Below are 26,830 nucleotides of genomic sequence, written 5' to 3'. Positions count from 1 at the left end.
GAAGGTAAACTATGGGGACAATAAAAGGGCTTATCGCAAGGTTTAAGACTTTTATTCTAAATATGAAAATACGTGAAAAAATAATTACAATCTATATAATCGGTGGTTTTATTCCCCTTCTGGTTTTAATTACATACCTGATTAATGGAACACAAAATATAATCATTGAACAAACGAAGGCATCCGAGAAATCGGAACTATCGGTTATGTCAGACCGTATTATAGAAACGATGCGAATTATAACAGATGTATCTTTGCGAATGTACTTTGACAATGAGTTAGAGCATATAGCATTTAATGAATATTCCAGTTATGATGAGATGGTTTCGGATTACATAGCATACGATACGATTAGCAATTATATGAATTACTACTATAAAGAAATTAATAATATTCGAATGTATCTGGATAATAAGACCATACCCAGCAACAACCGGTTTTATGGCATTAACGACAGCATACTTTCACAGGATTGGTATCAGGAAACAATGAATGCGGGAGGTAGTTCCGTCTGGAATTATGTTTACGATGATATAAACCGCAGAAGCTACTGGTGCCTTACCAGACTTATAAGTACGAAAGCGAAAAAGAACGTGGGTGTACTAATGATACAGGTACGAACCCAGCTTTTGGAGGATCTATTCAATAAGCGGCAATATGAAACCATATTTGTTATGAATGATGAACAGATAGTGATTTCCAATAGAAAGGATACGGATAAAGAACAATTACTGAATCTTATAAAGGAGTATAAAAGAGATGGCAGTAACCGGGTTACATACAGGGGGGAAGACTGCGTTATGTCAGTCATGCCACTTAAGTACAGAAAGACAAAAAGCAGAGGCCTTATTGTAAGCTTTCAGCCCTACCGTACCTTATTAAAGGCTGCTAATGACAGAAATCTGGAAGGATTCGTATTTATAATATGCAGCTTTGTTATGTCACTGACTTTAATCTATTTTTTCTCTAATCAATTCAGCCTACGAGTCAAACTTTTTCACAAACAAATGCATAAGGCGGCTAACGGTAATTTTAATTTTCCTACTAAAATGGAAGGGAAGGATGAAATAGGATTATTGTATGATGATTTGTATACCATGATAGATAGTATACAAAAGCTTTATGCTGCAATATATGAGGAAAAAATACAAACGGAAAAAATAAACAGCAGGCAAAAAGATGTGGAATTTAAAATGCTTGCTAGTCAGATAAATCCCCACTTTCTTTATAATACCTTGGAAACTATACGTATGAAAGCACGCTGCAACAAGGAATATGAAATCGAAGAGCTTGTTAAAATGCTGGCTAAAATCATGCGCAGAAATATAGAAGTAGGTGATAAGCTTGTAACATTAAAATCAGAGCTTGAGCTGGTTGAGTATTACTTAAAAATTCAGAAATATCGTTTTACAGATAAAATAAAATTTAATATTGAATTATTCTGTGATATCAGCAAGTATAAAATTATGCCCCTTATTATTCAGCCCATAGTAGAAAACGCCTTCGTTCATGGACTGGAAGAAAAGGAAGCGACAGGTGAAATCTATATTTATATAGAAGAACAAGAGAATCTAATGATTCATGTTATAGATAATGGACTTGGAATACCGGAATATAAACTAGAGCAGTTAAGGGAAGATATGAATAATATGGATGAACTTCATAAGAGCAATATAGGACTTAGTAATGTACATCAAAGAATTAAGCTATTATATGGAGAGCACTATGGTTTAACCATAACCAGCAAAGAACAGGTGGGTACCTCAGTATCCATTCTATTACCAAAGGGGATTACCGATATACAGTAAAAAAGGTAAGTGATACGATACAGGAGGAAAGTTATGTATAAATTGCTAATCATTGATGATGAGCCAATTGTCAGAGAAGGTATAAGAACCTTATTATCCTGGGAAAGTATGGGGCTATTCATCTGCGGAGAAGGATGTGACGGAAAGGACGGTCTGCAAAAAATAATTGCGCTTAACCCGGATTTAGTATTAATCGATATTAAAATGCCGGGAATGTCTGGTCTTGAAGTTATTAAACAAGCAAAAGAACAGGGCTTTGATGGGAAAATTATTATCTTAACGGGGCATTCAGATTTTGAATTCGCTAAATCGGCAATTTCTTTAGGGGTCAGAGCTTATCTGCTAAAACCAATTGATGAGGAAGAACTGGAAGAAAGCATAAGGAATATGGTAGAGGAATTAGAAGCTAAGAAGAATTTAGATGCTTACTTTAGTAATAGCGAGCTAAAAGCTAAAAAAGAACTGCTTCGCAGACTCCTTTTATACAAAGTAGAGAGTACGGATATCCGAGGAGAGTTAAAGCAGTATGGTCTGAATTATCATATGGATAACTATAGTGTGGCAATTCTCAGTCAAAAACGTAAACTTTTCCAAGAGTTAGAGCCAGAAGAAATGAGGAAGGAGGAAGCAGCCTTACTAGGAGATGTGGAGCGGTTATATCTAGAGGATAAAGAAGTGTTTATCGGAAAGGGTTATACTTATGAACGGTTTCGGGAGATTTTAAAGCAATATAGTGATAAAAGGAGAAATATTAATAAGGATAAACTGTTTATAACCCTAGGGCATACCGTTAATTACTGGGAGGATATACATTTTTCCTATGAATGTGCTAAAATGTTATCAGCTTATCAATTTTTGTATGAAGAAGCAGACATCATTGATATTACTATCTTACGAAATCCTAAAATCATTCAGGAAGAATCTTTAATTGACCTCCTAGGCAGCTTAGTAGAGATTGGGGATATAACAGGAATAAAAGAAGTGCTTCAAAGACGCAGGGAGTATTACAGGGTGAATCTTTGGAATGAAGCGGATGTAAAGGTAAAGATAACGCAGAATTTAATTAAAATTCATCATAGGCTCGAAAAAAACTATGAAATTAAAAAACAGAATGATACAGATATTAATGATGTGATAGAATTAATAAAAAATTCTTACACTTTGGAAATAGCAATGGAAAGAGAATATGAATTTTTAATCAATTTAAGCAGTTTAGTAGGGGGGACATCCTCTGATAATGTGATTAAACGGATGTTAACCTATATGGAAAAAAACTACAGGACTGACTTGAAATTAGAGTCTATTGCCCGGATGTTTAACTACAATAGTGCTTACCTTGGTAAGATATTTAAAAAGGGCACAGGTGAAAGCTTTAATAATGTTTTGGACTCCATACGCATAAAGAATGCCAAAAGGCTGTTAACAGAATCTGATTTAAAAGTATATCAGGTATCTGAACAAGTGGGTTACAGTAACATTGATTATTTCTATTCTAAGTTTAAGAAATATGTAGGGCTCAGTCCAAAAGAATTTAAAAATAAATAATTTTTGTGCTTTCTAAAACCCAGAAGATACATGTTTTGGAAAGCATTATTTTATTGCTGTATATAAAAACTTGAGAGGGATACGAAGAAGATAGTCAATAGTGCCAATGAATAAATGGCTATATAAAAGATAGATATCATATCCAATAAAAAAACTGGAAAAATATATAAAAATTAGGGTAAAATATATAAATTTATTTGGGTGTTCACTTTTTTTTTTCTTTACTATAATAGTATAAAATAGGAACTGCAAAACAGAGCTTTGCAGTTCCTATAGAAGGAAAGGGGAATACCGTATGGGTAAAAAGATTAAGTATCATAAAGTAGACGGTATGATGGTACAAAAACCGAAAAAACAGAAATTGACATGGAATCTGATACGGAAACAGAGATATTTATATTTTATGTCGGTTCCCTTTATTATTTGGATCATTATATTTAAGTATGTACCTTTGTGGGGCTGGAGCATGGCTTTTCAGAACGTGAGGCCAAAATCCTTTGTACTTCCCGTATGGGAAAGAGAATGGGTGGGGTTAAAGAATTTTAAAGATGTTTTTAGCAGAGATATGTTTTATGCCGCTCTTAGAAATACGCTTGCAATGAGTGGTATCAGTATCGTACTGGGGTTTGCAACAGCTATAATTTTTGCTTTGCTTTTAAATGAACTTAGGGTAATGCGGTTTAAAAAACTAACTCAAACCATATCATACCTGCCCCATTTTGTGTCCTGGGTTATTATTGCAAGTATTGCGCAGATATTCTTAAAGGATTCCGGTGTACTTAATCAAATACTTATGAGTATGGGTATCATCTCCGAACCCATTAAATTTCTAAGTCAGACCGGTCCCAGGTTCTGGTTTGTGGTATGCCTTGTTAATGTATGGAAAGAATGTGGCTGGGATGCCATTATCTATTTATCGGCTATGACAGGAATAGATCAGGGGCTTTATGAAGCAGCCAAGGTAGACGGTGCTGGAAGATTTCGCAGGATGTGGCATATTACTTTACCGGGTATACGCCCTACAATAATCGTGCTGCTTATTCTAAGTATAGGTTCTGTGTTAAATATTGGAATGGAGAGACAGATGCTTATGAGTAATGCCATAACAAAAGACTATGCCAACGTACTTGATTGGTATGCTTATTTGTTTGGTATTGGTGAAAATAACTACTCCTTTGGTACGGCAGTTGGTATCTTTAAGTCAGCAATAAGTCTCTTATTGCTAATGGGTGCCAATAAAATAGCAAATAAAATTGGCGAAGGTTCGCTTGTTTAGGAGGGAGTGGCATGGTAAAATTAAAGGAAGAAAAAGGGAAAATCAAAAGAAACTCAAATAAAATTACAACGTTTGACATCTGTTTAGTGGTATTTTTTATTGTAGTTATAATAGCCACCTTATATCCGTTTTTAAATGTGGTTGCTATTTCTCTAAATGATTCTCTGGATACGGTTAGAGGGATGAATTTTATCATTCCAAGAAAATTTACTTGGGCGAATTACGAGAAGCTGTTTCGGGAAGAAAAACTACTATTTCCGTTCTTGATATCTGTGCTTAGGACGGTAGCTGGAACAATAACCAATCTTGCTGCCACGGTCATGATTTCATTTGTATTCAGCCGAAGAGATTTTTATTTTAACAAGCTGTTTACCATAATTTTTATAGTGACCATGTATGTAAGCGGTGGTCTGGTGCCGGAATACCTGCTAATCGCCAGAACTCTCCGTTTAAGCAATAGTTTTTTAGTATATATTATACCATCTTTGATATGGGTCTATAACATACTTTTGGTTCGTTCCTTTATAGACGGACTGCCAACAGCCTTACAGGAATCCGCACAAATTGATGGTGCCAATGACTTTATTGTATTTTATAAAATCATAGTACCTCTGTGTAAACCGGTACTGGCTACTGTGGCTTTATTTGTGGCGGTTGGACAATGGAACTCTTTTATGGATACCTATTTTTATGCAAGAAACCTGCCGACGTTACAATACAAACTGTATGAAATACTCAATGATACGGGAATCAATTTGAGTAGCATGCATCAGGCAGCAGCCCTTGAAACCGTAGCCACCATAACGCCTCAGTCTGTCAGAATGGCAATTACGGTAATTGTAACCGTACCTATTGTGGTTGTTTATCCGTTTTTACAGAAATACTTTGTAGGTGGAATGACCCTTGGGGCGGTGAAAAGTTAATCTGATTTAAGTTCTGTAATACTAAGAAGAAATCCTTTCAGATAGAATTCAATTAAAAAAGATAAGGTATAAAACGCACTTAACAATATAAAATACCTGAGGCTTAAGATTGTGTTCCAACTAGGATAGATTCTAAAAACACAGGAATTAAATAAAATCCAAATAATTTAGATTGGGGGAAAATTCATGAAAAAGAAAAAAATTATATCCCTATTGTTGGTAGTAACCATGCTTGCCACAATTTTAGCAGGATGTAAGACAAACAAAGGCAGTCAGACTTCGACTGACCCATCTGCAGCACCGGTTACTGAAGGAGCGGGACCGACGCAGGATGCAGAAGAAATTGTCCCTAAAACATTTACCTTTTACAGTGCAGATAGTAAAGGGGATCCTTGGACCGACCCGGTAGCGCAAGAGATTACAAAGCGTACAGGTGTAACCTTAGAAACAGATTATCCCATTGATGGAGATGACCAGAGAATTGCACTTATGATTGCATCTCAGGAATATCCTGATTTAATTTATGCAAAAGGGGATACGACACAGTTAATTGATGCCGGAGCTTTAATTGATTTAACAGACTTGATTGAACAATATGGTCCTAATATCAAAAAGCTTTTCGGAGATATGTTAAACCGTCTGAAATACAGTGAAGAGGATCCAGCTATTTATGCCCTTGGTGCGAATGGTGTTGGGGCACAAAAATATGCTACGGATGGTTCTATGCAGCTTCAGTATGCAGTGTTGGAAGATGCTGGCTATGCCATTCCTAAAACCCTACAGGAGTATGAAGAGCTCATTAAGAATTATATTGCAAAAAATCCTACAATGACCGGACCGGACGGAAGTACTTATGACACCATCGGCATGACATTATCAACTACAGACTGGCATTGGTATATCACTTTAGCCAATCCTTCCGGAATGGCTTCCGGAGCTGCTGATAATGGTCAATGGATTATAGATGATGCCAACAACTATCAGGCAACTTATAAGCATGCTGCTGACGGGCAGTATGAGTATTATAAGTGGCTAAATCATATGTATAACACCGGGTTACTAGATCCGGAATTTGCAACGCAGACACACGATGACTATCTGGCTAAAATAGCAACCGGCCGTGTTTTAGGTTTGGCTGATGCAAGCTGGGATTATAATACTGCTGTAGCTTCCTTACTGGCAGCAGACATGTATGAAAGATCCTATGCAGGACTTCCGATATCTTTGAATGAAAATATTAAAAATGCTTCACTTATGGATCAAGGTTATTCAGGAGGATGGGGTGTCGGAATTACGACTGCATGTGAGGATCCGGTTGCAGCAATTAAATTTTTAGACTGGATGTGTTCTGATGAAGCGCAGATATTAAACCACTGGGGAATAGAAGGAATTAACTATAAGTTGGATGACAATGGCAAACGTTATGTACCGGAGGAGGAATACAAATACAGCAAATCTGATTCCGAGTATTCGAAAAAAACAGGTGTTGGATTCCATTCCTATCCGTTTCCGGAATATGGTGACGGACGCGTAGATGCTAATGGAGAGACTTATACAACCGTATCTGTTGAATCAAAGATTGCTAATTACAATCCAGCAGAGAAGAAAGCGGTAGAAGCATGGGGAGCAACAATGTTAATAGATATATTCCCTCAGACAGATGAATTCCCTGTATCTGATTATGGTGCTGTATGGCAGTTAGCAATCCCAACTGATTCTATGTTAAGCTCCTTTGTAGCTCAGGCTGATGAGATATCTTGGCAGTATTTGGTACAGTTAACCATCAGTACACCTGAAAAATTTGATTCTCTATGGCAGGAATTTCAGGAGAAACTAAAAGCAGCAGGATTAGAAAAAGCAAATACAGAGATGACTGAGCTTATACAGAAGAAAGCAGCCTTTTGGAAAGCTGACTAATCGAATATAAATGGATTATAACTATGCGTTATATTTTTCAAACCTGGAAAAATATAACGCATATTAAATATTTATTAAAAAAAAGAGGGCATTATGAAGAGTTTTTTTAGTATGAACAGTCCGTTATACAATCTGTTATCAAAACTAACGGATATTTTAATTTTGAGTCTATTATGGCTTGTATGCAGTCTGCCAATTGTAACAATAGGAGCAGCAACAACAGCCGTGTATTATGTGAATATGAAGCTTGTAAAGGACGAAGAAGATTATATTGTTAAAAGTTTTTTGAAAGCATTTTATGAAAATCTAAAACAAGGAACCATAGTATGGCTGCTTTTTCTGGCTTTTGGGGTAGTTCTTGGAACAAATTATTATCAGTTGTTTTATAAAGCTGAGGAAGTGAAACTATTCTTTCAGGGAGTAACTATTTTAGCTACCGTACTGTATGTATTTTCTTTCATTTATGCATTTCCTTTATTGGCAAGATATAATAATTCGGTCGGAAGGATTTTACTAAATTCAATTGCCATATCCATACGTTATTTTTTCCGTACACTTATTATAATTATACTGATAGCAGCATTACTGTTTCTTGGTTTTTATTCCACTACCACTTTGTTCTTTGTTATAGTTCTTGGAATCGGTATCGTAACTTTTATAGTATCGGCATATGTTCTTAAAATATTTGAACAGTTGGAGCAATTAAAAGGAGAATGGGAGGATGAACATTCCAATGAAGCGTCTCTGAAAGTACAGGATTTCAATGAATAGCCGAACCTGTTGATTAAAGCCCGTACCTAAATATCTATGTGTGTTAGCTATGAAAGGAGGAGTTATATATGTTACAAAAAGGTATGGCAAAGTATAGAACTTTGCCTTTTTGGAATCCGGACTTACCCTTAAAGGAGCGGATTGATGATTTAATATCCAGACTTACTTTAGAGGAAAAGGCAGGACTTATATCTGCCCAACAACAAGGAATTGAACGGCTTGGTATCTCAGAATGGTGGATTGGCTGCGAGATAGCGAGAGGGTATGTTGGAAGAAGCAGTAATGAACCGTCAACGGTATTTCCTCAGCCAATTGGTTTAGCTGCTACTTTTGATACGAATTTGATGTATCAAATCGGGGAGGCGGCAGGCAAAGAGACCAGAGTTTATTATCAAAAAGAGAAAAAAGGAAAGTTAATGGTATGGGGCCCTACTGTAGATATGGAGCGTGATCCAAGATGGGGAAGAACCGAAGAAGCTTATGGAGAGGATCCGTATCTTACCGGAGAAATGACGAAAGCATATACGAAGGGACTGAAAGGGGATGATGAATTTTATTATCTCACAGCCCCGACCTTGAAGCATTTTTGTGCCAATAATAATGAAAAAGACAGGGGCAAATGCTCTGCGAACCTAGAGCCCCGAACAAAGCATGAGTACTATTATAAGGCTTTCCAACCGGCCATCACGGAAGGAGGAGCTGTATCTATTATGGCAGCTTATAATGAATTGTCTGGAGTGCCTGCTATACTGAATCCGGAATTGAAGACTGTAGTCAAAGACCAGTGGGGATTGGAGTTTGTTGTAAGTGACGGCTGTGATTTCTCGCAAAACATTACGGAACATCACTATGTAGATTCCCATGCAGAAAGTGTAGCACTTGCCATACGAGCCGGTACGGATATTATGACTGATGATAAAGAACTGGTATATACTGCTGTTTTGGAAGCCATACGAACCAATCTACTGACAGAAGCGGAGTTAAACGAGAGCTTGAAAAGAGTACTCAAGGTCCGTTTTCATCTGGGGGAATTTGACCCTGAAGACCGGAATCCCTATGCAAAGATATCAGAGCAGATAATAATCTGTAAAGAACATATAGCTTTAAATAATAGGGCAGCAAAGGAGCAGATGGTATTACTAAAAAATAGCGGAATATTACCTCTTAGTAAAGAAAGTGGGAAAGTGGCAGTTATCGGACCATTGGCAGATACGAATTATGCCGACTGGTATACGGGATTTTCTACCTATCAGGTATCACCTTTAACAGGGTTAAAAGAATATTTAGGAGAAGAGGCCGTAAGTTATGATAACGGCTATGACCGTATTGCCTTTAAGGTAAAAGCAACAGGGAACTATTTAACGGTCAGGGATAGCGGAGAAGTAGTTACAGAAGCGGACATCCCAGGAGAGAGGGAAATATTTGAATGCCATTCCTGGGATAGAGATGTTCAAAACTTCTATTCCGTCTGCCATAAAAAGTTCTTAAGAGATGAAGGGGAAGAAGGAATAAAAGCTACTGGAATAAGTACCTATCATTGGTTTGTTAAGGAAGGGTTTAACTGCAAAAAGTTCACAGATATGAAGCAGGAAGAATATACTACCATAAATTTATGGAATGGTATGGAAGCTTTAATTGACAAGGATGGTTATTTAAAAAGTAGTTTGCCCTCAAGAATGACGGAGGAAAAGCAGTTTCAGCTTGAGATACAATCCAGTGGTATCGAACGTGCTAAGGCATTAGCCAGAGAAGCTAAGACAGCAATCGTTATAGTTGGAAATGATCCGATGCAGGTTGCAAGAGAGTGCTATGACAGGGAGGATATTGTGCTTCCGAAACACCAACAGGAACTAATTCGTGCAGTATATGATGTGAATCCAAATACAATTGTAGTGGTGGTTGCAAGTTATCCCTATGCCCTGAATTGGGAAAAAATACATATACCAGCGATTCTTCATACATGTCATGCCGGACCAGAGCTTGGAAAAGCTTTGACTGAGGTACTGTATGGAAGTTATAATCCTGCTGGCAGAGTACCTATGACCTGGTATACTTCAGTACGAGAATTACCGGATATTATGGATTATGATATAAAAAAAAATCGCACCACATATTTATATTATGATGGTAAACCCTTATTCCCATTTGGACACGGGCTCAGTTATTCAGCATTCTTATATGATAAACTTATAGTAAAGCTTTTAGAGAACAGTAATGGACATTCCGAAAAAATACAAGTAACCCTGAATGTAAAAAATACTTCTAAATTTGGAGGGGAAGAGGTAGTACAAATATATTTTAGAGCTATGAAATCCCGCGTGGATAGGCCGTTAAAACAACTTTGCGGTTTTCAGAGAATCTATATAGAAGCAGGAGAGACAAAAGAGATAACGTTTGATATAAACAAGGAGACTCTACAGTTTTATGATGTGACAAGAGAAAAATTTTGTGTTGAGAGCGGAGAATATATATTCCAGGCAGGCAGCAGCAGTGAGGATATCCGGTTAGAACATAGGATCTGGATTGATGGAGAGAATATACCGGCTCAAACCTTAGAAAAAACAACACCTTCCATCAATTATGATGATAAAGAAGGGGTGGCCATGTTATTTTCAAAAAAGTTGGCAAAGCATTATCTCGTAACAAAGTACACGCACGGTATTCTTAAGTACCAACAGGTAAATATGAATAATAGAACGGCTGTAGTATTAGAGGCAGCTACAGCAGAAGGTGGAAGAAGGATTTTTGTATATATTGATTCCATACAAGAAGAGCCGATTTGTACAATCGAAATACCGATAACGCTTGGAAGTGAAGCTTTTGTTAGCTGTTCCCAACAAATAAAAACAACTACCGGAATACATGACTTATACTTGGTATTAGAGAGTAGAGTTTCACTGCTTTCCTTAAGGTTGGTATAGTTGTAAAGGTTAGAAAACGTGGTTTCCATAGTAGTGTTGTACAAAGAAGAAACTCCATGACATCTCATCTAACCGAGTAGGTGTTGTAAGAAAGTCATGGAGTTTCTTATGTATAAATCAAGTAAATTTACATGATTTATTATTTATCTTTGCTTTCAGTGGTTGCGACAATTGTTATATTACCAAGCTTAATAGAATCCCATACTTTAGTGTTAATAGTAGTTGTATAAGCTTCTTTTATTTTGTTATACTCAGCAGTAAAACCTTCGTCCTCTGCAGTGGCAACAGCATCAGCAACAGCTGTGTCATAGCTTTCAGAAGAATTATTATTCACCATCTTTATAATATAATAACCGGTTTCTGTTTCTATTATGCTGTCTGTAACAGCTCCATTCTCCAGTTTCATAGCAGCATCCTGATATTCTTTCTCAATGCTTCCGTCTTCATAGACAAAATTAGCATCTGCGGTAGTAAGCGTATCGTTATCTTTCACAATATCAGCGAATTCAGTGCCTTCGTTCACCTTTTTCAGGGCATCAGTAACAGCGGTTTTTGCTGCTGCTTTTTCTTCATCACTTAACTCAACTGTATTGTAGCTTTCATCCAGTTTGGAAGTGGCTGCAAAGATATATTTAGTATTGTACTGTTTGTAATCTTCAAACTTAATACCAGCTTTAATAGCTTCATCATCGATAGGAAGGTCTTCTACAATTTTGCTGTAATATTTTTCACCCAGCATAAGCTTTTCTTGAACCTTAGTAAGGATTTCTTTGGTAAAACCTGTAATCTTTAAAGTATCTTCAGTCATTTCTGCAAGAATAGTTTCTGCGTTACGTTCGGCCTGTTTCTTCTCATCCTCTGTTAAAGTATAGTTCTCTTTTACTGCCTTATCATAAATAATTTCGTATTTGATAGCAGTATCCATAACATATTCTTTTGCCTGGTCACGCATGGTCTTGCCTTCTTCGTATTCTGTATCCCAATAACTTGACCCATAATAGGCCTGGTACATTTGCTCCCATTGGGCACCTTGGGCTTCAACAGCAGAAATATAATACATTATTTCATTTAAGTACACATTCTGGTCATTAACAGTTAATACCAAAGATTCGGCAGGATTCTGTTTTTTGCTGCACCCTGTTGTCAATGTCATTCCAACTGCTAATAAGGCTATTAACAGGAGGTTCAGAATTTTTTTTGATTTCTTCACTAGGTTTCCTCCAAATTATAATTCTTAAGTGCGAGAGCGTCTTCTAATACGCTCCAAGCATAAATAAATAAAAGCATACACATACTTTACATTTTAAACTATTTTGCACATATGTCAAGATTTATAAAGGAGTTCACCACGACAAACGCATGAATGTGTTCTATTAACAAGCACTTGAATGTATCTTTTTTAAGTATTACAGATTCAGAATGTTTTCCAAGTGTCTTTCAGGATTCGTTCCAATTGCAAAGCGTTTCATTTTCAGGCTCATGGGCGTTTTCCTTAATTCATATATCCTTAATACGTTCAATGCCAGTTTTCTCATGATATTTAAATTAAATGCTGCCTGCTTTTCAAGGGTGTGGTTGTCATCCTCTCGAAAGGTTACATCCAGATGCCAATGAAAACTTTCCACCATCCAATGTCCCCGAATCGCTCGGGCAATTTCGCTGACCTCTAGTGGTAGACTACTTATAAAATATCGGGTTTCCGTTATCTCTACCTCGTTTCTGACTATAGTATTGCGTGTCATTGCAATGGATTTCAGCCCTGCCCAGTCCTTCTTCTGCTCTAGCCATGCAATATCTACACTCTGCCAGTATTCGCGCTTCTCTATGCCGCCTCGCGCTTTCTCTATTGTCTTTGTATAGGCACACTGCTCCAATAATCCAACATCATCAAAATATAATTTCACATCCTCATGAAGTCTTCCCTGATTTCCTTTTAGGGCTAGCACGTAATCGGCTTTCTTTTTCCATATCTTCTTTACAATCTGCGTTTGCGTTCCCATTGCATCCGTTGTAATGATATGACCTTTCACGTTCAAATCGTCAAGCAGTTCAGGAATCGCTGTAATTTCATTGGTCTTTTCTTCTACTCGCTTTTGCCCAAGGCAGATTCCTTTCTCGTCCACTGCACTGACAATATGGTTTGCATTCTGGTCTTTGTTCCTATTTCCACATTGTGTTTTTCCGTCAATGGCGAGGATTTTTTTGATTTTTTCTCCTTCTCCGCTACTTAGCATCTCATTCCAAAGCAGTTGGAATTTCTGAAGAAACTCTGGGGATACCATGCTAAATACACGTTGAATCGTATCGTGAGAAGGAATGCCGTTTGGAAGCTCCAAATATCTTCGCAGAAACTTCTCATGTTCTTTCCCAAATATTTCTATTGCTATCCATTCGTCTGCATTTGCCAGCATTGCAAAGAATACCAGCGCTATAATATCACTCATCTTGTAAAGAATTTTTTTCTTCTGTCTTAAATCTTCTACTTGTTCTAAATATTTCAATGTCTTGTGCATTTTTTCATCCCCCTTGGAATGATTATACACTTTTCCCTTATTCTTATAAACCTTTAAATATATTCATGCGTTTGTCTTGAGGAGTTCACAGAATATACTTATTTTCTGGCAAATTATACAAGTATTACTCGTGAAGTCTGCGAATTAACTTATATACGGTACAATTTTCAATGACTAGCGGCTTTCCATGAGCAAAAAAGATAATACCGTCACTTGGAGCTATTATCTGGGATTTTACTTCACCTTCTATGGGGTCAACCACTTCTGCCAGAAGATCTCCAAAAGTTACTTCTTCCCCCGGCTCTTTAAAACGCCTATAAATGCCGGAAACATCTGCACGAATGGACATCAGCAGTTCTTCTTCTAAAGTAGTGGCAATAAAGCCGTTATGGCAGTTATATTTTATTATACCCATTCTGGTAAGAAAGCGTAGAACGGAGGATACAGCCTGATTTGCTGATTTTTCATCGATGTAGTCGGTTGCACTGGTATAAACAGAAAAAGCATTCGTACCGTTTAACTGCCAGTTGTAGTTTAAGGTGCCTGTATCGATAGGCTGGGGCTTTCTTGTCAGCACATAAGGAAGTCCGAATAAATTAGCCAAACTGGTATTCTGATAACCGGTTTCCATCATTCTGACATGGGGAATAAAATCTCCGGGAGTATGGAAGCTGGCGAACTGGATTCCATAGCTGAATCCTTTAACTGCATTGAAGATGCCTGCGGCAATTCTTTTGGTGGTTTCGCCTTCTTCATCACCGGGAAACATACGGTTTATATCCGTATTATCCATAGCCCAGAAACGTTTTTCTGTATTAATAGAGTATTGATTGACAGTGGGGATAACCATAATTTCATTGTTATTTACGATAGCACCGGTTTTTTCAAGTCTTGATAAGGTTTTAATAATCTGAGAGCAGATATAAAGCTGCTGAACTTCATTGCCCCTGGTAGGTCCAACAATACAGGCTGATTTTTCGCCTTTACCGAAACGGTAACCTAAGATATTCATTTCAGAACGAAAAGGAGATTTCACAGAATAAACAATATCTTTGTGCATTACAAGTCACCTCCTAAGATACGGACAATTAAAGAACCGCTGTTCACAACCGGATATTCTCTGAGAGTAAATACCATACCGTCGCAGGGGGCGATAATATGCTGTTCGATTTCACCGGTCAGAGTATTAACAATATCCCCGATAACATCTCCTTTTTTTATGCTGTTCCAATGTTTAACTGCGGGCAGAAAGATGCCTGAGGCTTCTGCATGAACCATCGTAACATCCCTATGTCCTTCTGAAGACACAATAGGAGTCTTTGGAAGAATTACGTCCCCGCTCCACATACCGATTTCTTTTAAAAGGCAGAAAATACCCTCTGTTATCTGGTCACCAAACTGCTTAGTAATACGCATGCCAGTACCCATTTCTACAGCAATAGTTGGTACACCATTGGTATTTAGTGCATGGGCAAGAGTTGCGTTTTGAACGGTTGCAGAAGGATGAACCCATACAAAATCAAGATTTAACAATTTGGCGTAAGGTAAAAGCATGGAGGCATTTTCTTCAATCATCCTTACCTGGGGAATTTCTCTTAAAAATATATTACTGGAATGAAGATCAATACACAAATGGGAGCCTAAAATATCTTCAACTATTTTAGCAGCAGCATTTTCTGCCATATCACCTTCTTTACTTCCAGGAAAACAGCGGTTTAAATCCAAATCGAAAGCAGGAATACCCCTAGTTAATGAATCCATACCCAGAGGGTTAAGGCTGGGATAAATATCTATAATACCACAGAGATGTTCCATATTTTCCTTGATTCTCCGAATAATTTCATAACAAATATATTGTCCCTCTAATTCATCTCCGTGAATACCGGTTACGATACTTACACGTCTTTCATTCCCTGTCAAGTCAAGAGGTTGTAATCGGTTCTTTAATATGCACATATTTTCCAACACCGGGAGGTCAATAGAAAATACGGTTTTTACCATAGTACATTCATCCTTTCTAAAATAAAGTAAAGGGGCATCCCAAAATGCTGAATTCACCCTGAATCTCAGTATTTAAGGACACCCTTGTTATTATAATGATACAGTATATTGCCTGAAGTGTAAATACTTTAGTTGCAAATGGATCGTAATATTGGCAGTTATTTTTAAGGCTTTTAGATTCCATCTGCGACCTTTGGTCTACAAGCTAAGAGGGTTGAATGTCTTTTATTCAACTTTTGTCTTCCAACTTTTTATTAAAATCATGATGAGCTTCTTCATTTTTAATTTCCCAGTGAATTAAAAAGGTAAGGGTTCCACGAAGCAGGATAATACCTGCAACAATCATAAATTCTTTATAGTCCCTTACTACAACAGTTCTTAAAATCTCGCTGCCAAGCTTAAATTCAAGTCCCATGGCCATACCCTTTGCAAGATTCAACCGGGTTAAAGGACACTTTCTGAAATAATCAATAATACCATGCAGACCAGCTATCAATAATACAATAACACCCATAAATTCAAATAAAAGAATTGCAACATCAACGGTTTCATTTAACAGCTCATGCAAAAACTTTAAAAGTTCGTGTAGGGCTTCCAACTATTTACACCTCCATATATTATTTCAGGCTTAATTTATCTAATTTTATGACCTTTTGATTTGTAACATTTTCTTCTTTTTTTCCAACTGCCACATCATCATCACGAATTGTTTCATGTAAGTCGTGATTCGCTTCTTCATTTTTAATTTCCCAATGTATTAAAAATGTAAGAGTGGCTCTTAAAATAATAATTCCTGCCACGGTTAGAATTTCAGAAAAATCTCTGACAATAACAGTTCTTAAGATTTCACTGCCAAGTTTAAATTCCAGTCCCATGGCCATACCCTTTGCAAGATTCAGACGGGTTAAGGGATTCCTAGTAAAGTAAGAATATATACCCCGGATACCTGAAATAATTAACACACCAACACCCATTAGCTCAAATACAATGATTGCTAAATCAACGATTTCAGCTAATAAACTATGAAGCGCTTCCATTTTAAATTACTCTCCTTAAATTATATTTGTATTTTTCTTTAGAAGAACAACCTATACCATAATACCACTTATTCTGGGAGAATACAACATAAAAGAACTTAATGGTTATGACAATTGGTAAAACGCAGGTATATTTGGTCGTTTGCATTGTAAAATGGTTGATATATTATTTGTGAGAGGTTTTACACCCGGGTACTATAATTGGTTAATTATCATAAGGAATCACAAGGAATATAATATTAAATCAATTTGGAGGACTCAACAAATTGCTAAATTTAAGCATGAAAATTACATTGTTATTGGTTATATTTTAGTATACAATAAGAAAAGACAAAGGAATAGAGACCTTAAATTGTTTATTGATGAAACAGGAGAGAGGAGTATTTATGGGAATTATATATGATGAAGTGCAAAGCAGTTTTATTTTACAAACAAAACATTCAACCTATATTATGAAGATATTAAAAGAAAAGTACTTATCACACATATATTGGGGGAGTAAGATTGAACTTCCGGTAGTGGAGGAGATGGAGCTGGCCTCTGGGAGGGGTTCCTTTCATGCCAATCCTGATGAGGACGATAGTTTTTCATTAGATACCAGACCAATAGAGTATCCGGCTTATGGGAATACAGATTTACGTATGCCGGCTTATATGATACAGCTAGAGAATGGTTCAAGAATCACAGATCTGACATATGAATCCTATGAAATTGTTAAAGGAAAACCTGTGTTACAAGGACTGCCGGCAGTTTATACCGAGAGTAAAGATGAAGCAGAAACACTACTTATTACACTGTCTGACAGGTTAATCGGTTTAAAAGTTGTTTTAAGCTATACAGTATTTAAGGAATACGATGCCATTATACGATCTGTGAAATTTTTGAATCTGGGAGAAACCAATTTAAGATTACACAGAGCGCTCAGTATGGCAGTGGATTTTGACCATTTTGACTATGATTTAGTGACTCTATCCGGAAGCTGGGGAAGAGAACGTCATATTGTAAAAAGATCTTTGGTAAATGGGATCCAATCCATTGAAAGCCGTAGAGGTGCCAGCGGACATTCTGAGAATCCCTTTATGGCACTGTCAGAAAAAAAGGCAACAGAAAATACCGGACAGGTATATGGATTCAGCTTGGTTTACAGTGGCAGCTTTCTGGCAGGAGTGGAGGTTGAACAGTATAAAACTGCCCGCGTAGTTATGGGGATCAATCCCTTTGATTTTGAGTGGTTGTTAGAAGAGGGAGAAGAATTTCAAACGCCGGAAGTTGTTATGGTTTATTCTAAAAAAGGGTTTGGGGAAATGTCTAGAACTTACCACCGATTATATAGAAACCGTCTGGCACGTGGTAAATACAAAAATGCAGAAAGACCAATTCTTATAAATAACTGGGAAGCCACGTATTTTAATTTTACAGAACAGAAATTGAAAGATATAGCAAAAGAAGCAGCGCAGCTTGGAATGGAATTACTGGTTTTGGATGACGGCTGGTTTGGTAAGCGGAATACGGATAATTCCAGTCTGGGTGATTGGTTTGTGAATCGGGAAAAATTACCGGGTGGATTAAAGATACTGTCTGAGGAGATTAACGGGTATGGTATGGGGTTTGGACTTTGGTTTGAACCGGAGATGGTTTCGCCCGACAGCGATTTATACCGTGCACACCCTGACTGGTGTCTGCATGTGCCAGACCGAAGTAAAAGTCTGGGACGGAAGCAGGCAATTCTTGATTATTCCAGAGAAGATGTACAAGAGGCCATTATAACCATGCTTTCAGAAGTGCTCTCAACTGCAAATATTAGTTATGTAAAATGGGATATGAACCGAAATATGTCCGAAATAGGTTCAGCTTTACTTCCGGCAAACAGGCAGAAAGAGACAGCTCACCGTTATATCCTTGGGGTTTATCGTGTTATGGAGGTATTAACGAATAAGTTCCCTGAGGTATTATTTGAAAGCTGTTCTGGTGGCGGCGGAAGATTTGATCCGGGTATACTGTATTATATGCCTCAAGGTTGGACAAGTGACGACACGGATGGGGTGGAGCGGTTAAAAATACAATATGGAACCAGCCTGGTATATCCTGCAAGCTCCATGACAGCCCATGTCTCTGCCGTTCCTAATCATCAGACCGGAAGAAGTACGTCCTTGGAATTTAGAGGGCATGTAGCAATGGCAGGTAATTTTGGTTATGAGTTGGATGTAACTAAGTTGTCAGACGAAGAAAAGCAGGAGGTTAAAGAGCAGATTGCGCTATATAAAGAGCTTAGACAGTTGGTTCAGTATGGGGATTTTTACAGATTATTAAGTCCTTTTGAAGGAAATATAACCGGCTGGATGTACGTGTCAGAGGATAAGAGGGAAGCGGCCGTATTTTTCTATCTCGTACATTATACGGCTAATGATAGATTATACCGATTTCCTTTAAACGGACTTGCTAAAGAATATACGTACTCCGTCAATGGAAAAACTTCTGTGACAGGTACACAGCTTATGAATTTTGGACTTCAACTGCCCAGAGGTTTTGGCTGGGGAGATTTTAAGAGTGTGTTGTTTCTCTTAAAGGCAGAGGAATAACAAGTGATAGATGGACAATTGAGTTTATTTGAAGAAGGGATGCCAAAAGAAGTCATTAGGAACAAGAGACAGACTACGGTAATATCAGCTTCCAGAAGGACAGACATACCAGCCTTTTATTATACCTGGCTGTTAGAGACACTTGAGAAGGGAAGCATAACCCTTCCAAATCCCCGGTTTGAAAACAAGTACTATGAGGTAGAATTGCAGCCGGATAAAGTTCATTCTATTGTCCTTTGGAGTAAAAATTTTAAAAATCTGCAAAAGGAGCCGGGATATCTAAAAAATTATAATTTATATTTTCAGTATACAATCAATCAGTACTCAAATGTACTGGAACCTTATGTTCCTGATTATGGGGAGACCTTACAGATATTGGATGAGTTACTAAAGTGCTATAAACCAGAGCAGTTTACAATTCGCTTTGATCCAGTTATTATCTCTTTGCACGGAGAGAAAAATCCGACTCTGCACAGACCGGAGCAGGCAAGATTATTAGCCTTTGAGAGATTGTGTAGGGATCTAAAAACTCTTGGTATGGAGAAGTGCAGAGTGACGACTTCATATCTGGATTTATATGGTCACATGAAGCACATAATAAACGATGAGGCATATGGTATTATCTCCCTTACAGAAGAAAGACAAGTAGAATTTTTTAAGGAAATGGCTTCTATTTCTTATAAATATGGTTTTAGTCTTTATTCCTGCGCAAGTCTGTTATTAGAACGGGTAGAAGGAATCAAACAGGGGCATTGTATTGATGGAGAACAGCTTATGCAGTTCTTTGGAGGACGGGTAAAAAAATCAAAAGATAACGGACAAAGAAAAGACTGCGGTTGTACCCACAGCAGAGATATCGGGATATATGCAAAAGGTCAGGGTGGGATGAAATGCTATCATGGATGTAAGTATTGTTATGTCATGGGAAATCTATAAACTGCGTATAAGGATAATATAACCTGGGAACTATAAAGTGGTAACCAGTTAAGCAGGAAAAGGAATGATATTATGCAGGAAAACGATAAACTTAATGCGAACATTAAAATTACAACTACCACAGAAGATACCCTTAAGAATAAGACAGAAGACGGTAAAAACATGAGAGCAATACACTTAGAGTCAGGCACTGTATACAAACCTGCTAAGGAACCGCCGTCTGAATGCAACCCAGACAATGGGGCATGGTTTGAGGAAAGAAGCAATCCACTAAGCAGTAAAGGCAACTAAAATTCCAACATCCTATGAGGAACAGAACAGAAAGCTTCCAGTATAATTTAAGGATACCTGTAAGATATATACAGGTAAGAAAAACATCATGCCGTTCAATTGCAAACGTCATGATGTTTTTCTATTGTAAAAAGCACTAGTATCTGAATAATTAAAGAAGCTCGATTTCTACTTAACCAGCTGTTCAATAAAATATTTTGCTGCGGAGGAGAGAGGAATATTCTCATTATAGGCAGCTACCAGCTTTCTAGTAGGCATTGATTCTTTTAGATGTATCGGTACCAGATTATTTTTTTTGTTGCTGATACAAAAATCAGGTATAAAAGCAACACCAAGACCAATTTTAGCCAAATCAATTAAAAGATCGTTACTGCTTAACTCAATAGCCGGGACTAAATCCAGAGAATGTTGTAAAAATAGGTTGTGCAGAAATTCACTGGTAGAAGAATGCTTTGTCAGCATCAGAATAGGATACTGTAAAAGCTCATCAAAGGATAGGGGCCCCTCTTTTACCGGAAAAAAATCTGTATTAGCAATAAAAACATCTTTAAACTCTAAAATAGGTTCAATGTGCATACTGTTAACTAAAGCAGAATTAGGAGAATTGGTTACAATAATGTCTACCTCATTGGTTTCTAACATTTTAGCGCATTGAAAAGAAGTTCCATTGGTAACCTTTATATGTATATCAGGATATTTCCGATGAAAATCTTCTAAAAAAGGTACCAGATAATAACGGCATATGGTATCACTGGCTCCAAGGCGAAGCTGGCTTTCACCTTGAGCAGAGGCTTCTAAAATCTGGTTTTCTCCCCGACTGATTAGATTGATTGCAGGTTCTATATGCTTGTATAAAAGTTCGCCTTCTTTGGTAAGGGTCACTTTTTTGGTACTTCGTATAAAAAGCGTCTGTCCTAAATTGTTTTCCAGTACCTTAATTGATTGACTCACGGCAGACTGCGATATGAAAAGTGACGCAGCTGCCTCAGAAAAGCTTAAGGTTTTGGCAACATAATAAAACACTTTATAAAGTTCGTAGTTAATATCCATAGGGAGCTTCCTTTCAGGGGTTATCTCTGGGGTACTACCTCAAGCCAATACCCGTCAGGATCATTAATAAAATAAATACCCATGGTAGGATTTTCAAAGCAGATACAGCCCATTTCTTTGTGTTTTTTATAAGCAGCTTCGTAATTGTCAACAGTAAATGCGAGATGGAATTCATTATCACCTAAATCATAAGGATGATCCCAATCACTTAACCAAGTTAATTCTAAGAGATGGGAGGTTTCACTATCCCCAAGATAAACAATAATAAAACTTCCGTCTTCTGGTACAATTCTTCTGGTCTCCTTTAGACCAAGTGCTTCCTCGTAAAAATTTAAAGATTTTTCTAAATCCAGTACATTAATGTTATTATGTGCAAATTTAAATTTCATATATATAGTTCCTTTCAATAATATTTTTTGAGCATGTGAATAAAAAGCAATTGAACTAACTTAGATGGCATGTGTTAACAATTAGGGGATTTCGTATAAAAAACCTGTCCTTCTTCTTTTATATCCATAACTCTATCAGAATATTCCTTGGTTTCTTCTAAAACCTTTAATTGGGAGATAACAGTATAGTCCAGCCAAAAATGCATAGGGAAAGCAAGAATAGTATTCGTATTCTTCATAAAATAATCAAATCCCCAATAGAAACGTATTCCTTGTCTTGGATCTAAAGGAAGAAATGCCAAATCAAATTTGCGGCTCTTAATTTTTTGAATCTCGCTCTGGAATCGATTGGTCATATCTTGGTATTCCTCATCCGTTTCTTCTCCGATCCAGGTCCACCAGTTTAAATCACCGGCATGATAAATGGTTTGTTGCTGCCACGTAACAATAAAAGCCACACCTGCATCGGTAGAAGTAAGGGTTTCAACAGTCAAAGAAGAATCAAGGGGTTCATTAAAAATATCTACAGGTAACGTAAGGGTAACGTTTTTTGAAGTATAAAGGATGCGTTCTTTCATTTCATCTGTAATTTGCAGCTTTTCCATATATCCTTTGGACATGCGTATATCCTTTGATAAAATAAATGTAACATGGGGATACTTACCATTTAAGTCGAATATAACAGGGTCAAAATGATCCCCATGTTTGTGGCTGGCAAATACAAAAATATGTTTATCCGGGTTAAAATCCGGAAGATTACCTTTGTAATAATCGAATAAAAAAATAACATGTTCCATTTCTACGCTAAAACAGCTATGGTGTATATAGGTAACTTTCATATTAAACTCCCATCTGTGTGTTACATTAATAATCATTTTCCTTTGTTTTATTCTACCTCAAAAACCGGTATTTGTATAGTGGGTTTCATAAGATAGGCGTATAGTCCATCGTTCATGAAGAAAGGACTGGCGCACACCAAATATTAGTATTACTTATTAACACTTTTATATATATTAATTTCTTTTATAAAACACCGTATGTTATAATGACATAAGATAACTTGGTGTTGCGGCAAAAATTCGGTACAGGAAAGGATAACAGATATGAGCAGCGTAAAAAGAATCTATGTAGAGAAAAAAGCCCCCTATGCTGTCAGGGCAAAGGAATTGTTCGGTGAAATAATAAGCTATCTTGGTATGAAGAGTCTGGAATCTGTCAGGGTTCTGATTCGTTATGATATAGAGAATATAAGTGATGCTACCTATGAGAAAGCCCTTGGTATTGTCTTTTCAGAGCCGCCGGTAGACCTTTTGTATGAAGACACTTTTCCTTATAAAGAGGGGGAAAGCTATTTTTCTGTAGAATATCTTCCCGGCCAATTTGATCAGCGAGCAGACTCAGCAGAACAATGTGTGAAGTTGTTAAATGAAACGGAAGAACCAATCATTCGCACAGCAATCACTTATGTGTTAAAAGGTGTATTTAGCGAAGAAGAACTTGAAAAAATTAAAGCATATTGTATTAATCCTGTGGACTCAAGGGAAACCGATGAGAAAAAACCGGTTACGCTGGAAAATAAATTCGAAGAACCATCCGATGTAAAAATATTTGATGGTTTTATTACCATGTCAGGGGCAGAACTAAAGGAATTATACAGTTCTTTAAATCTTGCCATGACTTTTCAGGATTTTCTTCATATACAAAATTATTTTGTAGAGGAAGAAAAGCGAAATCCATCCATGACTGAGATAAGGGTACTGGATACCTATTGGTCTGATCATTGCCGTCACACCACATTTTTAACAGAATTAAAGAATATTCAGATAGAAGAAGGATATTATAAAGAACCGATTAAAAATGCTTATGAAGTCTATTTAAAGACGCGGGAAAATCTTTATAAAGGAAGAACCGATAAATATGTCTCTTTAATGGATATTGCTCTGCTTGCCATGAAGCAGCTTAAGGCAGAAGGGAAACTTTCTGACATGGAAGAATCGGAAGAAATCAATGCCTGCTCTATTGTTGTACCTGTAGACATTGATGGGGAAACACAGGAATGGCTGGTATTTTTCAAAAACGAAACCCATAATCATCCGACAGAAATCGAACCGTTTGGTGGAGCTGCTACCTGTCTTGGCGGTGCTATCAGAGATCCGTTATCTGGCAGGGGGTATGTATATCAGGCAATGCGTGTAACCGGAGCCGGTGACCCTACCGTATCCTTAAAAGAAACCTTAAAAGGCAAATTGCCTCAGAGAAAAATCGTTACCGGTGCTGCTAGTGGATACAGCTCCTACGGCAATCAGATTGGACTGGCTACTGGACTGGTAGATGAGATTTATCATCCTAACTATGTAGCAAAACGTATGGAAATCGGTGCCGTTCTTGGTGCAGCTCCCCGAAAGAATGTCATTCGCGAAAGTTCAGACCCTGGGGATAGTATTATATTACTGGGCGGCAGAACCGGAAGAGATGGCTGCGGCGGTGCAACCGGCTCCTCTAAAGTGCATACTACCGAGTCTATTGAAACCTGTGGTGCAGAAGTGCAAAAGGGTAATGCGCCCACAGAGAGAAAGCTGCAACGTTTGTTTCGAAGAGAAGAAGTAAGCCGTATTATAAAAAAATGCAATGACTTTGGTGCCGGCGGCGTATCGGTTGCAATTGGTGAATTAGCAGACGGATTACACATTGATTTAGATAAAGTCCCAAAGAAATATGCCGGTCTTGACGGAACAGAGTTAGCCATTTCAGAATCCCAGGAACGTATGGCAGTAGTAGTTGATAAAGCGAAAGTGGGAGAGATGCTTGCTTATGCGGCAGAAGAGAATTTAGAGGCAGTGGAAGTTGCAAGAGTAACGGAAGAGCCTCGGCTAATTATGGTGTGGAGAGGAAGAGAAATTGTTAATGTATCCAGAGCTTTCTTAGATACCAACGGAGCTCATCAAGAAGCAGAAGCAGTGATAACCCTTCCTAAGGAACGGGAAAATTTCTTTAAAAGAGATAAGAAAGAAGATAACACAGTCAAAGAACAGTGGGTTTCTTTGTTAAAAGAATTAAATGTATGCTCTAAAAAAGGTCTGGTAGAAATGTTTGACAGTTCTATTGGTGCATCTACCGTGACCATGCCCTTTGGTGGTAAATATCAATTAACACCGATTCAAACCATGGTTGCCAAACTGCCGGTTTTAAAAGGAGCCTGTGATACAGTTACGATGATGAGCTATGGTTTTGATCCATATTTGTCTAGTTGGAGCCCCTATCACGGAGCAGTATATGCAGTGATTTCCTCTGTGGCTAAAATAGTAGCTTCGGGTGGCGATTATAAAAAAATTCGTTTTACATTTCAGGAGTATTTTAGAAGGCTTGGCAATGACCCCAAGCGATGGGGAGAACCTCTAACTGCGTTGTTAGGTGCATATGATGCGCAAATGAAACTTGGACTGCCCTCCATAGGCGGTAAAGACAGCATGTCCGGTACGTTCCAGGATATTGATGTGCCTCCTACACTAGTATCTTTTGCAGTGGATATTGCAAAAGCGCAGGATATCGTGACACCGGAATTAAAACAGCCCGGCAGCCGGTTAGTGGTTATCACCTTACCAAGGGATTCTTATGATTTGCCGGATTATGAAACACTAAAGGGCTTGTACGAGAACTTCAATGAAGCAGTTAAGAAGAATATCATTCTTTCTGCCTATGCTTTAGGCAGTTACGGTATCGCAGAAGCGGTCAGTAAAATGGCTTTTGGTAACAAGCTTGGTGTGAAGATAAATAAAGAACTTACAAAAGAGGAGTTATTTGCACCGGCTATCGGGTCCATACTTGCAGAAGTTAGAGAAGAAGACTTAAGCATACTTTCTGATATGGGTGTAAGATATCAGGAAGCTGGTATTGTAACAGATGAGCCATCCTTTGTATATGGCAGTGAAGTACTGGAACTGGAAGAAGCCTTAACTGCATGGGGAAGTACCTTGGAAACAGTATATCCAACTCGTTCCCTTACAGAAACGAACACATTTAAGACAGAACTATATCATGCAAAAACAATATATACCAGCAAACAAAAGATAGCAAAACCTAGAGTATTCATTCCGGTATTTCCCGGCACAAACTGTGAGTATGACAGTTTAAGAGCTTTTGAAGCAGCGGGAGCAGAGGTTCAGACAGTAGTATTTAAAAACCTGACGGCGGACAATATAAGGGAATCGGTTGAAACCTTTGAAAAGGCAATACAACAGGCACAGATACTTATGTTCCCGGGAGGCTTCTCCGCAGGAGATGAACCGGATGGTTCCGGTAAATTCATTGCAACAGCATTTCGTAATGAAAGGATAAAGGAAGCCGTAAACCGTCTGCTTAAAGAAAGAGACGGGTTAGTTCTTGGTATATGTAACGGCTTTCAGGCACTGATAAAACTGGGCTTAGTTCCATATGGTGAAATTACACCACAAAAAGAGGATTCGCCTACTTTAACAACTAATACGATAGGAAGACATATCTCTAAGTCTGTCTATACAAAAGTAGTTTCCAACAAATCACCTTGGCTTAGAAAGGCTTCCCTGGGAGATGTTTATACCATACCGGCTTCCCATGGTGAAGGACGTTTTGTGGCTAGTGAGCAATGGCTTAAGACTTTATTCGATAATGGGCAGGTAGCAACGCAGTATGTAGATCTTGCTGGAAATCCGGTTATGGATGAGGACTTTAATCCAAATAGTTCTTACTGTGCTATAGAGGGTATAACAAGCCCTGACGGCAGAGTGCTAGGCAAAATGGCGCACTCCGAAAGAAGAGGGGACGGTGTTGCTATCAACATAACAGGTAACCAGAATCAATACATCTTCGAATCAGGAGTAGAATACTATAAATAGAT

Annotated in this window: 19 protein-coding genes and 1 pseudogene; 11 read left to right on the top strand and 9 right to left on the bottom strand. The window is 37.7% G+C overall.

Annotated features, from left to right (window positions below; genetic code table 11):
* Positions 1–11: 11 nt before the first annotated feature.
* From acsn021_RS17240 to acsn021_RS17210, 7 genes are all read left to right on the top strand, one after another.
* Positions 12–1,808, top strand: coding sequence for a sensor histidine kinase (locus tag acsn021_RS17240; protein WP_184092270.1), 1,797 nt, complete (start codon positions 12–14; stop codon positions 1,806–1,808).
* 33 nt (positions 1,809–1,841) lie between these two features.
* Positions 1,842–3,353 (top strand): response regulator transcription factor, encoded by a 1,512-nt coding sequence (locus tag acsn021_RS17235; protein ID WP_184092269.1) that lies wholly within the window; start codon positions 1,842–1,844, stop codon positions 3,351–3,353.
* A 295-nt stretch (positions 3,354–3,648) separates the two neighbouring features.
* Positions 3,649–4,629, top strand: a complete 981-nt coding sequence (locus acsn021_RS17230) for an ABC transporter permease (protein ID WP_243167828.1) — start codon at positions 3,649–3,651, stop codon at positions 4,627–4,629.
* A gap of 11 nt (positions 4,630–4,640) precedes the next feature.
* Positions 4,641–5,552: a carbohydrate ABC transporter permease gene (locus acsn021_RS17225; protein ID WP_184092268.1), complete on the top strand. Its 912-nt coding sequence runs from the start codon at positions 4,641–4,643 to the stop codon at positions 5,550–5,552.
* 186 nt (positions 5,553–5,738) lie between these two features.
* Positions 5,739–7,469, top strand: coding sequence for an ABC transporter substrate-binding protein (locus tag acsn021_RS17220; protein ID WP_184092267.1), 1,731 nt, complete (start codon positions 5,739–5,741; stop codon positions 7,467–7,469).
* Positions 7,470–7,562: 93 nt separating this feature from the next.
* Positions 7,563–8,240, top strand: a complete 678-nt coding sequence (locus acsn021_RS17215) for a YesL family protein (protein WP_184092266.1) — start codon at positions 7,563–7,565, stop codon at positions 8,238–8,240.
* Between the two features lie 68 nt (positions 8,241–8,308).
* Positions 8,309–11,161, top strand: coding sequence for a glycoside hydrolase family 3 protein (locus acsn021_RS17210; RefSeq protein WP_184092265.1), 2,853 nt, complete (start codon positions 8,309–8,311; stop codon positions 11,159–11,161).
* A gap of 139 nt (positions 11,162–11,300) precedes the next feature.
* Here the strand turns inward: acsn021_RS17210 and acsn021_RS17205 are convergent, their stop codons facing one another.
* The 6 genes and pseudogenes from acsn021_RS17205 to acsn021_RS17180 form a co-directional block, all read right to left on the bottom strand.
* Complete coding sequence (locus tag acsn021_RS17205) at positions 11,301–12,371, bottom strand: peptidylprolyl isomerase (RefSeq protein WP_184092264.1); 1,071 nt, start codon at positions 12,369–12,371, stop codon at positions 11,301–11,303.
* A 196-nt stretch (positions 12,372–12,567) separates the two neighbouring features.
* A complete protein-coding gene (locus acsn021_RS17200) occupies positions 12,568–13,674 on the bottom strand; it encodes an ISAs1 family transposase (RefSeq protein ID WP_184096203.1) in 1,107 nt (368 codons plus the stop codon).
* Positions 13,675–13,798: 124 nt separating this feature from the next.
* A complete protein-coding gene (locus acsn021_RS17195; RefSeq protein WP_184093626.1) occupies positions 13,799–14,734 on the bottom strand; it encodes a M14 family metallopeptidase in 936 nt (311 codons plus the stop codon).
* Positions 14,734–15,675, bottom strand: coding sequence for a M14 family metallopeptidase (locus tag acsn021_RS17190; protein WP_184093627.1), 942 nt, complete (start codon positions 15,673–15,675; stop codon positions 14,734–14,736). Before acsn021_RS17190 ends, acsn021_RS17195 begins: the two co-directional genes overlap by 1 nt.
* Before the next feature lie 229 nt (positions 15,676–15,904).
* Positions 15,905–16,273 (bottom strand): DUF1622 domain-containing protein, encoded by a 369-nt coding sequence (locus acsn021_RS17185; RefSeq protein ID WP_243167912.1) that lies wholly within the window; start codon positions 16,271–16,273, stop codon positions 15,905–15,907.
* 133 nt (positions 16,274–16,406) lie between these two features.
* A pseudogene (locus tag acsn021_RS17180) lies at positions 16,407–16,712 on the bottom strand (DUF1622 domain-containing protein); the annotation flags it as partial.
* A 386-nt stretch (positions 16,713–17,098) separates the two neighbouring features.
* On the opposite strand from acsn021_RS17180, the gene acsn021_RS17175 reads away from it, so the two are divergent.
* The 3 genes from acsn021_RS17175 (at position 17,099) to acsn021_RS17165 (ending at position 20,518) form a co-directional block, all read left to right on the top strand.
* A complete protein-coding gene (locus acsn021_RS17175) occupies positions 17,099–19,291 on the top strand; it encodes an alpha-galactosidase (protein ID WP_184093629.1) in 2,193 nt (730 codons plus the stop codon).
* Between the two features lie 3 nt (positions 19,292–19,294).
* On the top strand, positions 19,295–20,227 hold the full coding sequence (locus acsn021_RS17170; RefSeq protein WP_243182303.1) for a DUF1848 family protein: 933 nt from the start codon (positions 19,295–19,297) through the stop codon (positions 20,225–20,227).
* 72 nt (positions 20,228–20,299) lie between these two features.
* Positions 20,300–20,518 (top strand): hypothetical protein, encoded by a 219-nt coding sequence (locus acsn021_RS17165; RefSeq protein ID WP_184093630.1) that lies wholly within the window; start codon positions 20,300–20,302, stop codon positions 20,516–20,518.
* Positions 20,519–20,686: 168 nt separating this feature from the next.
* Here the strand turns inward: acsn021_RS17165 and acsn021_RS17160 are convergent, their stop codons facing one another.
* The 3 genes from acsn021_RS17160 to acsn021_RS17150 form a co-directional block, all read right to left on the bottom strand.
* The gene (locus acsn021_RS17160; protein ID WP_184093631.1) at positions 20,687–21,568 is read right to left on the bottom strand and encodes a LysR family transcriptional regulator; all 882 of its coding nucleotides are present in this window, start codon (positions 21,566–21,568) and stop codon (positions 20,687–20,689) included.
* A 20-nt stretch (positions 21,569–21,588) separates the two neighbouring features.
* Entirely contained in the window at positions 21,589–21,957 is a 369-nt protein-coding gene (locus acsn021_RS17155; protein ID WP_184093632.1) for a VOC family protein, read from the bottom strand.
* Between the two features lie 74 nt (positions 21,958–22,031).
* Positions 22,032–22,796, bottom strand: a complete 765-nt coding sequence (locus acsn021_RS17150) for an MBL fold metallo-hydrolase (protein WP_184093633.1) — start codon at positions 22,794–22,796, stop codon at positions 22,032–22,034.
* A 264-nt stretch (positions 22,797–23,060) separates the two neighbouring features.
* On the opposite strand from acsn021_RS17150, the gene acsn021_RS17145 reads away from it, so the two are divergent.
* Positions 23,061–26,828 carry a phosphoribosylformylglycinamidine synthase gene (locus tag acsn021_RS17145; protein WP_184093634.1) on the top strand — a complete coding sequence of 1,256 codons (3,768 nt, stop codon included), beginning with the start codon at positions 23,061–23,063 and terminating at the stop codon, positions 26,826–26,828.
* The last annotated feature ends 2 nt before the right edge of the window (positions 26,829–26,830 follow it).

Origin of the sequence: Anaerocolumna cellulosilytica, from assembly GCF_014218335.1 — a bacterium.
Taxonomy (GTDB): Bacteria; Bacillota; Clostridia; order Lachnospirales; family Lachnospiraceae; genus Anaerocolumna; species Anaerocolumna cellulosilytica.
Note: the sequence above shows the minus strand (reverse complement) of the source record. Positions and strands in the feature narration are given on the sequence as shown.

Excerpts from the sequence above, each read along its gene's own strand:
- acsn021_RS17240 (WP_184092270.1), top strand. The coding sequence starts at position 12 with ATGGGGACAATAAAAGGGCTTATCGCAAGGTTTAAGACTTTTATTCTA.
- acsn021_RS17235 (WP_184092269.1), top strand. The coding sequence starts at position 1,842 with ATGTATAAATTGCTAATCATTGATGATGAGCCAATTGTCAGAGAAGGT.
- acsn021_RS17230 (WP_243167828.1), top strand. The coding sequence starts at position 3,649 with ATGGGTAAAAAGATTAAGTATCATAAAGTAGACGGTATGATGGTACAA.
- acsn021_RS17225 (WP_184092268.1), top strand. The coding sequence starts at position 4,641 with ATGGTAAAATTAAAGGAAGAAAAAGGGAAAATCAAAAGAAACTCAAAT.
- acsn021_RS17220 (WP_184092267.1), top strand. The coding sequence starts at position 5,739 with ATGAAAAAGAAAAAAATTATATCCCTATTGTTGGTAGTAACCATGCTT.
- acsn021_RS17215 (WP_184092266.1), top strand. The coding sequence starts at position 7,563 with ATGAAGAGTTTTTTTAGTATGAACAGTCCGTTATACAATCTGTTATCA.
- acsn021_RS17210 (WP_184092265.1), top strand. The coding sequence starts at position 8,309 with ATGTTACAAAAAGGTATGGCAAAGTATAGAACTTTGCCTTTTTGGAAT.
- acsn021_RS17200 (WP_184096203.1), bottom strand. The coding sequence starts at position 13,674 with ATGCACAAGACATTGAAATATTTAGAACAAGTAGAAGATTTAAGACAG.
- acsn021_RS17195 (WP_184093626.1), bottom strand. The coding sequence starts at position 14,734 with ATGCACAAAGATATTGTTTATTCTGTGAAATCTCCTTTTCGTTCTGAA.
- acsn021_RS17190 (WP_184093627.1), bottom strand. The coding sequence starts at position 15,675 with ATGGTAAAAACCGTATTTTCTATTGACCTCCCGGTGTTGGAAAATATG.
- acsn021_RS17175 (WP_184093629.1), top strand. The coding sequence starts at position 17,099 with ATGGGAATTATATATGATGAAGTGCAAAGCAGTTTTATTTTACAAACA.
- acsn021_RS17165 (WP_184093630.1), top strand. The coding sequence starts at position 20,300 with ATGCAGGAAAACGATAAACTTAATGCGAACATTAAAATTACAACTACC.
- acsn021_RS17160 (WP_184093631.1), bottom strand. The coding sequence starts at position 21,568 with ATGGATATTAACTACGAACTTTATAAAGTGTTTTATTATGTTGCCAAA.
- acsn021_RS17155 (WP_184093632.1), bottom strand. The coding sequence starts at position 21,957 with ATGAAATTTAAATTTGCACATAATAACATTAATGTACTGGATTTAGAA.
- acsn021_RS17150 (WP_184093633.1), bottom strand. The coding sequence starts at position 22,796 with ATGAAAGTTACCTATATACACCATAGCTGTTTTAGCGTAGAAATGGAA.
- acsn021_RS17145 (WP_184093634.1), top strand. The coding sequence starts at position 23,061 with ATGAGCAGCGTAAAAAGAATCTATGTAGAGAAAAAAGCCCCCTATGCT.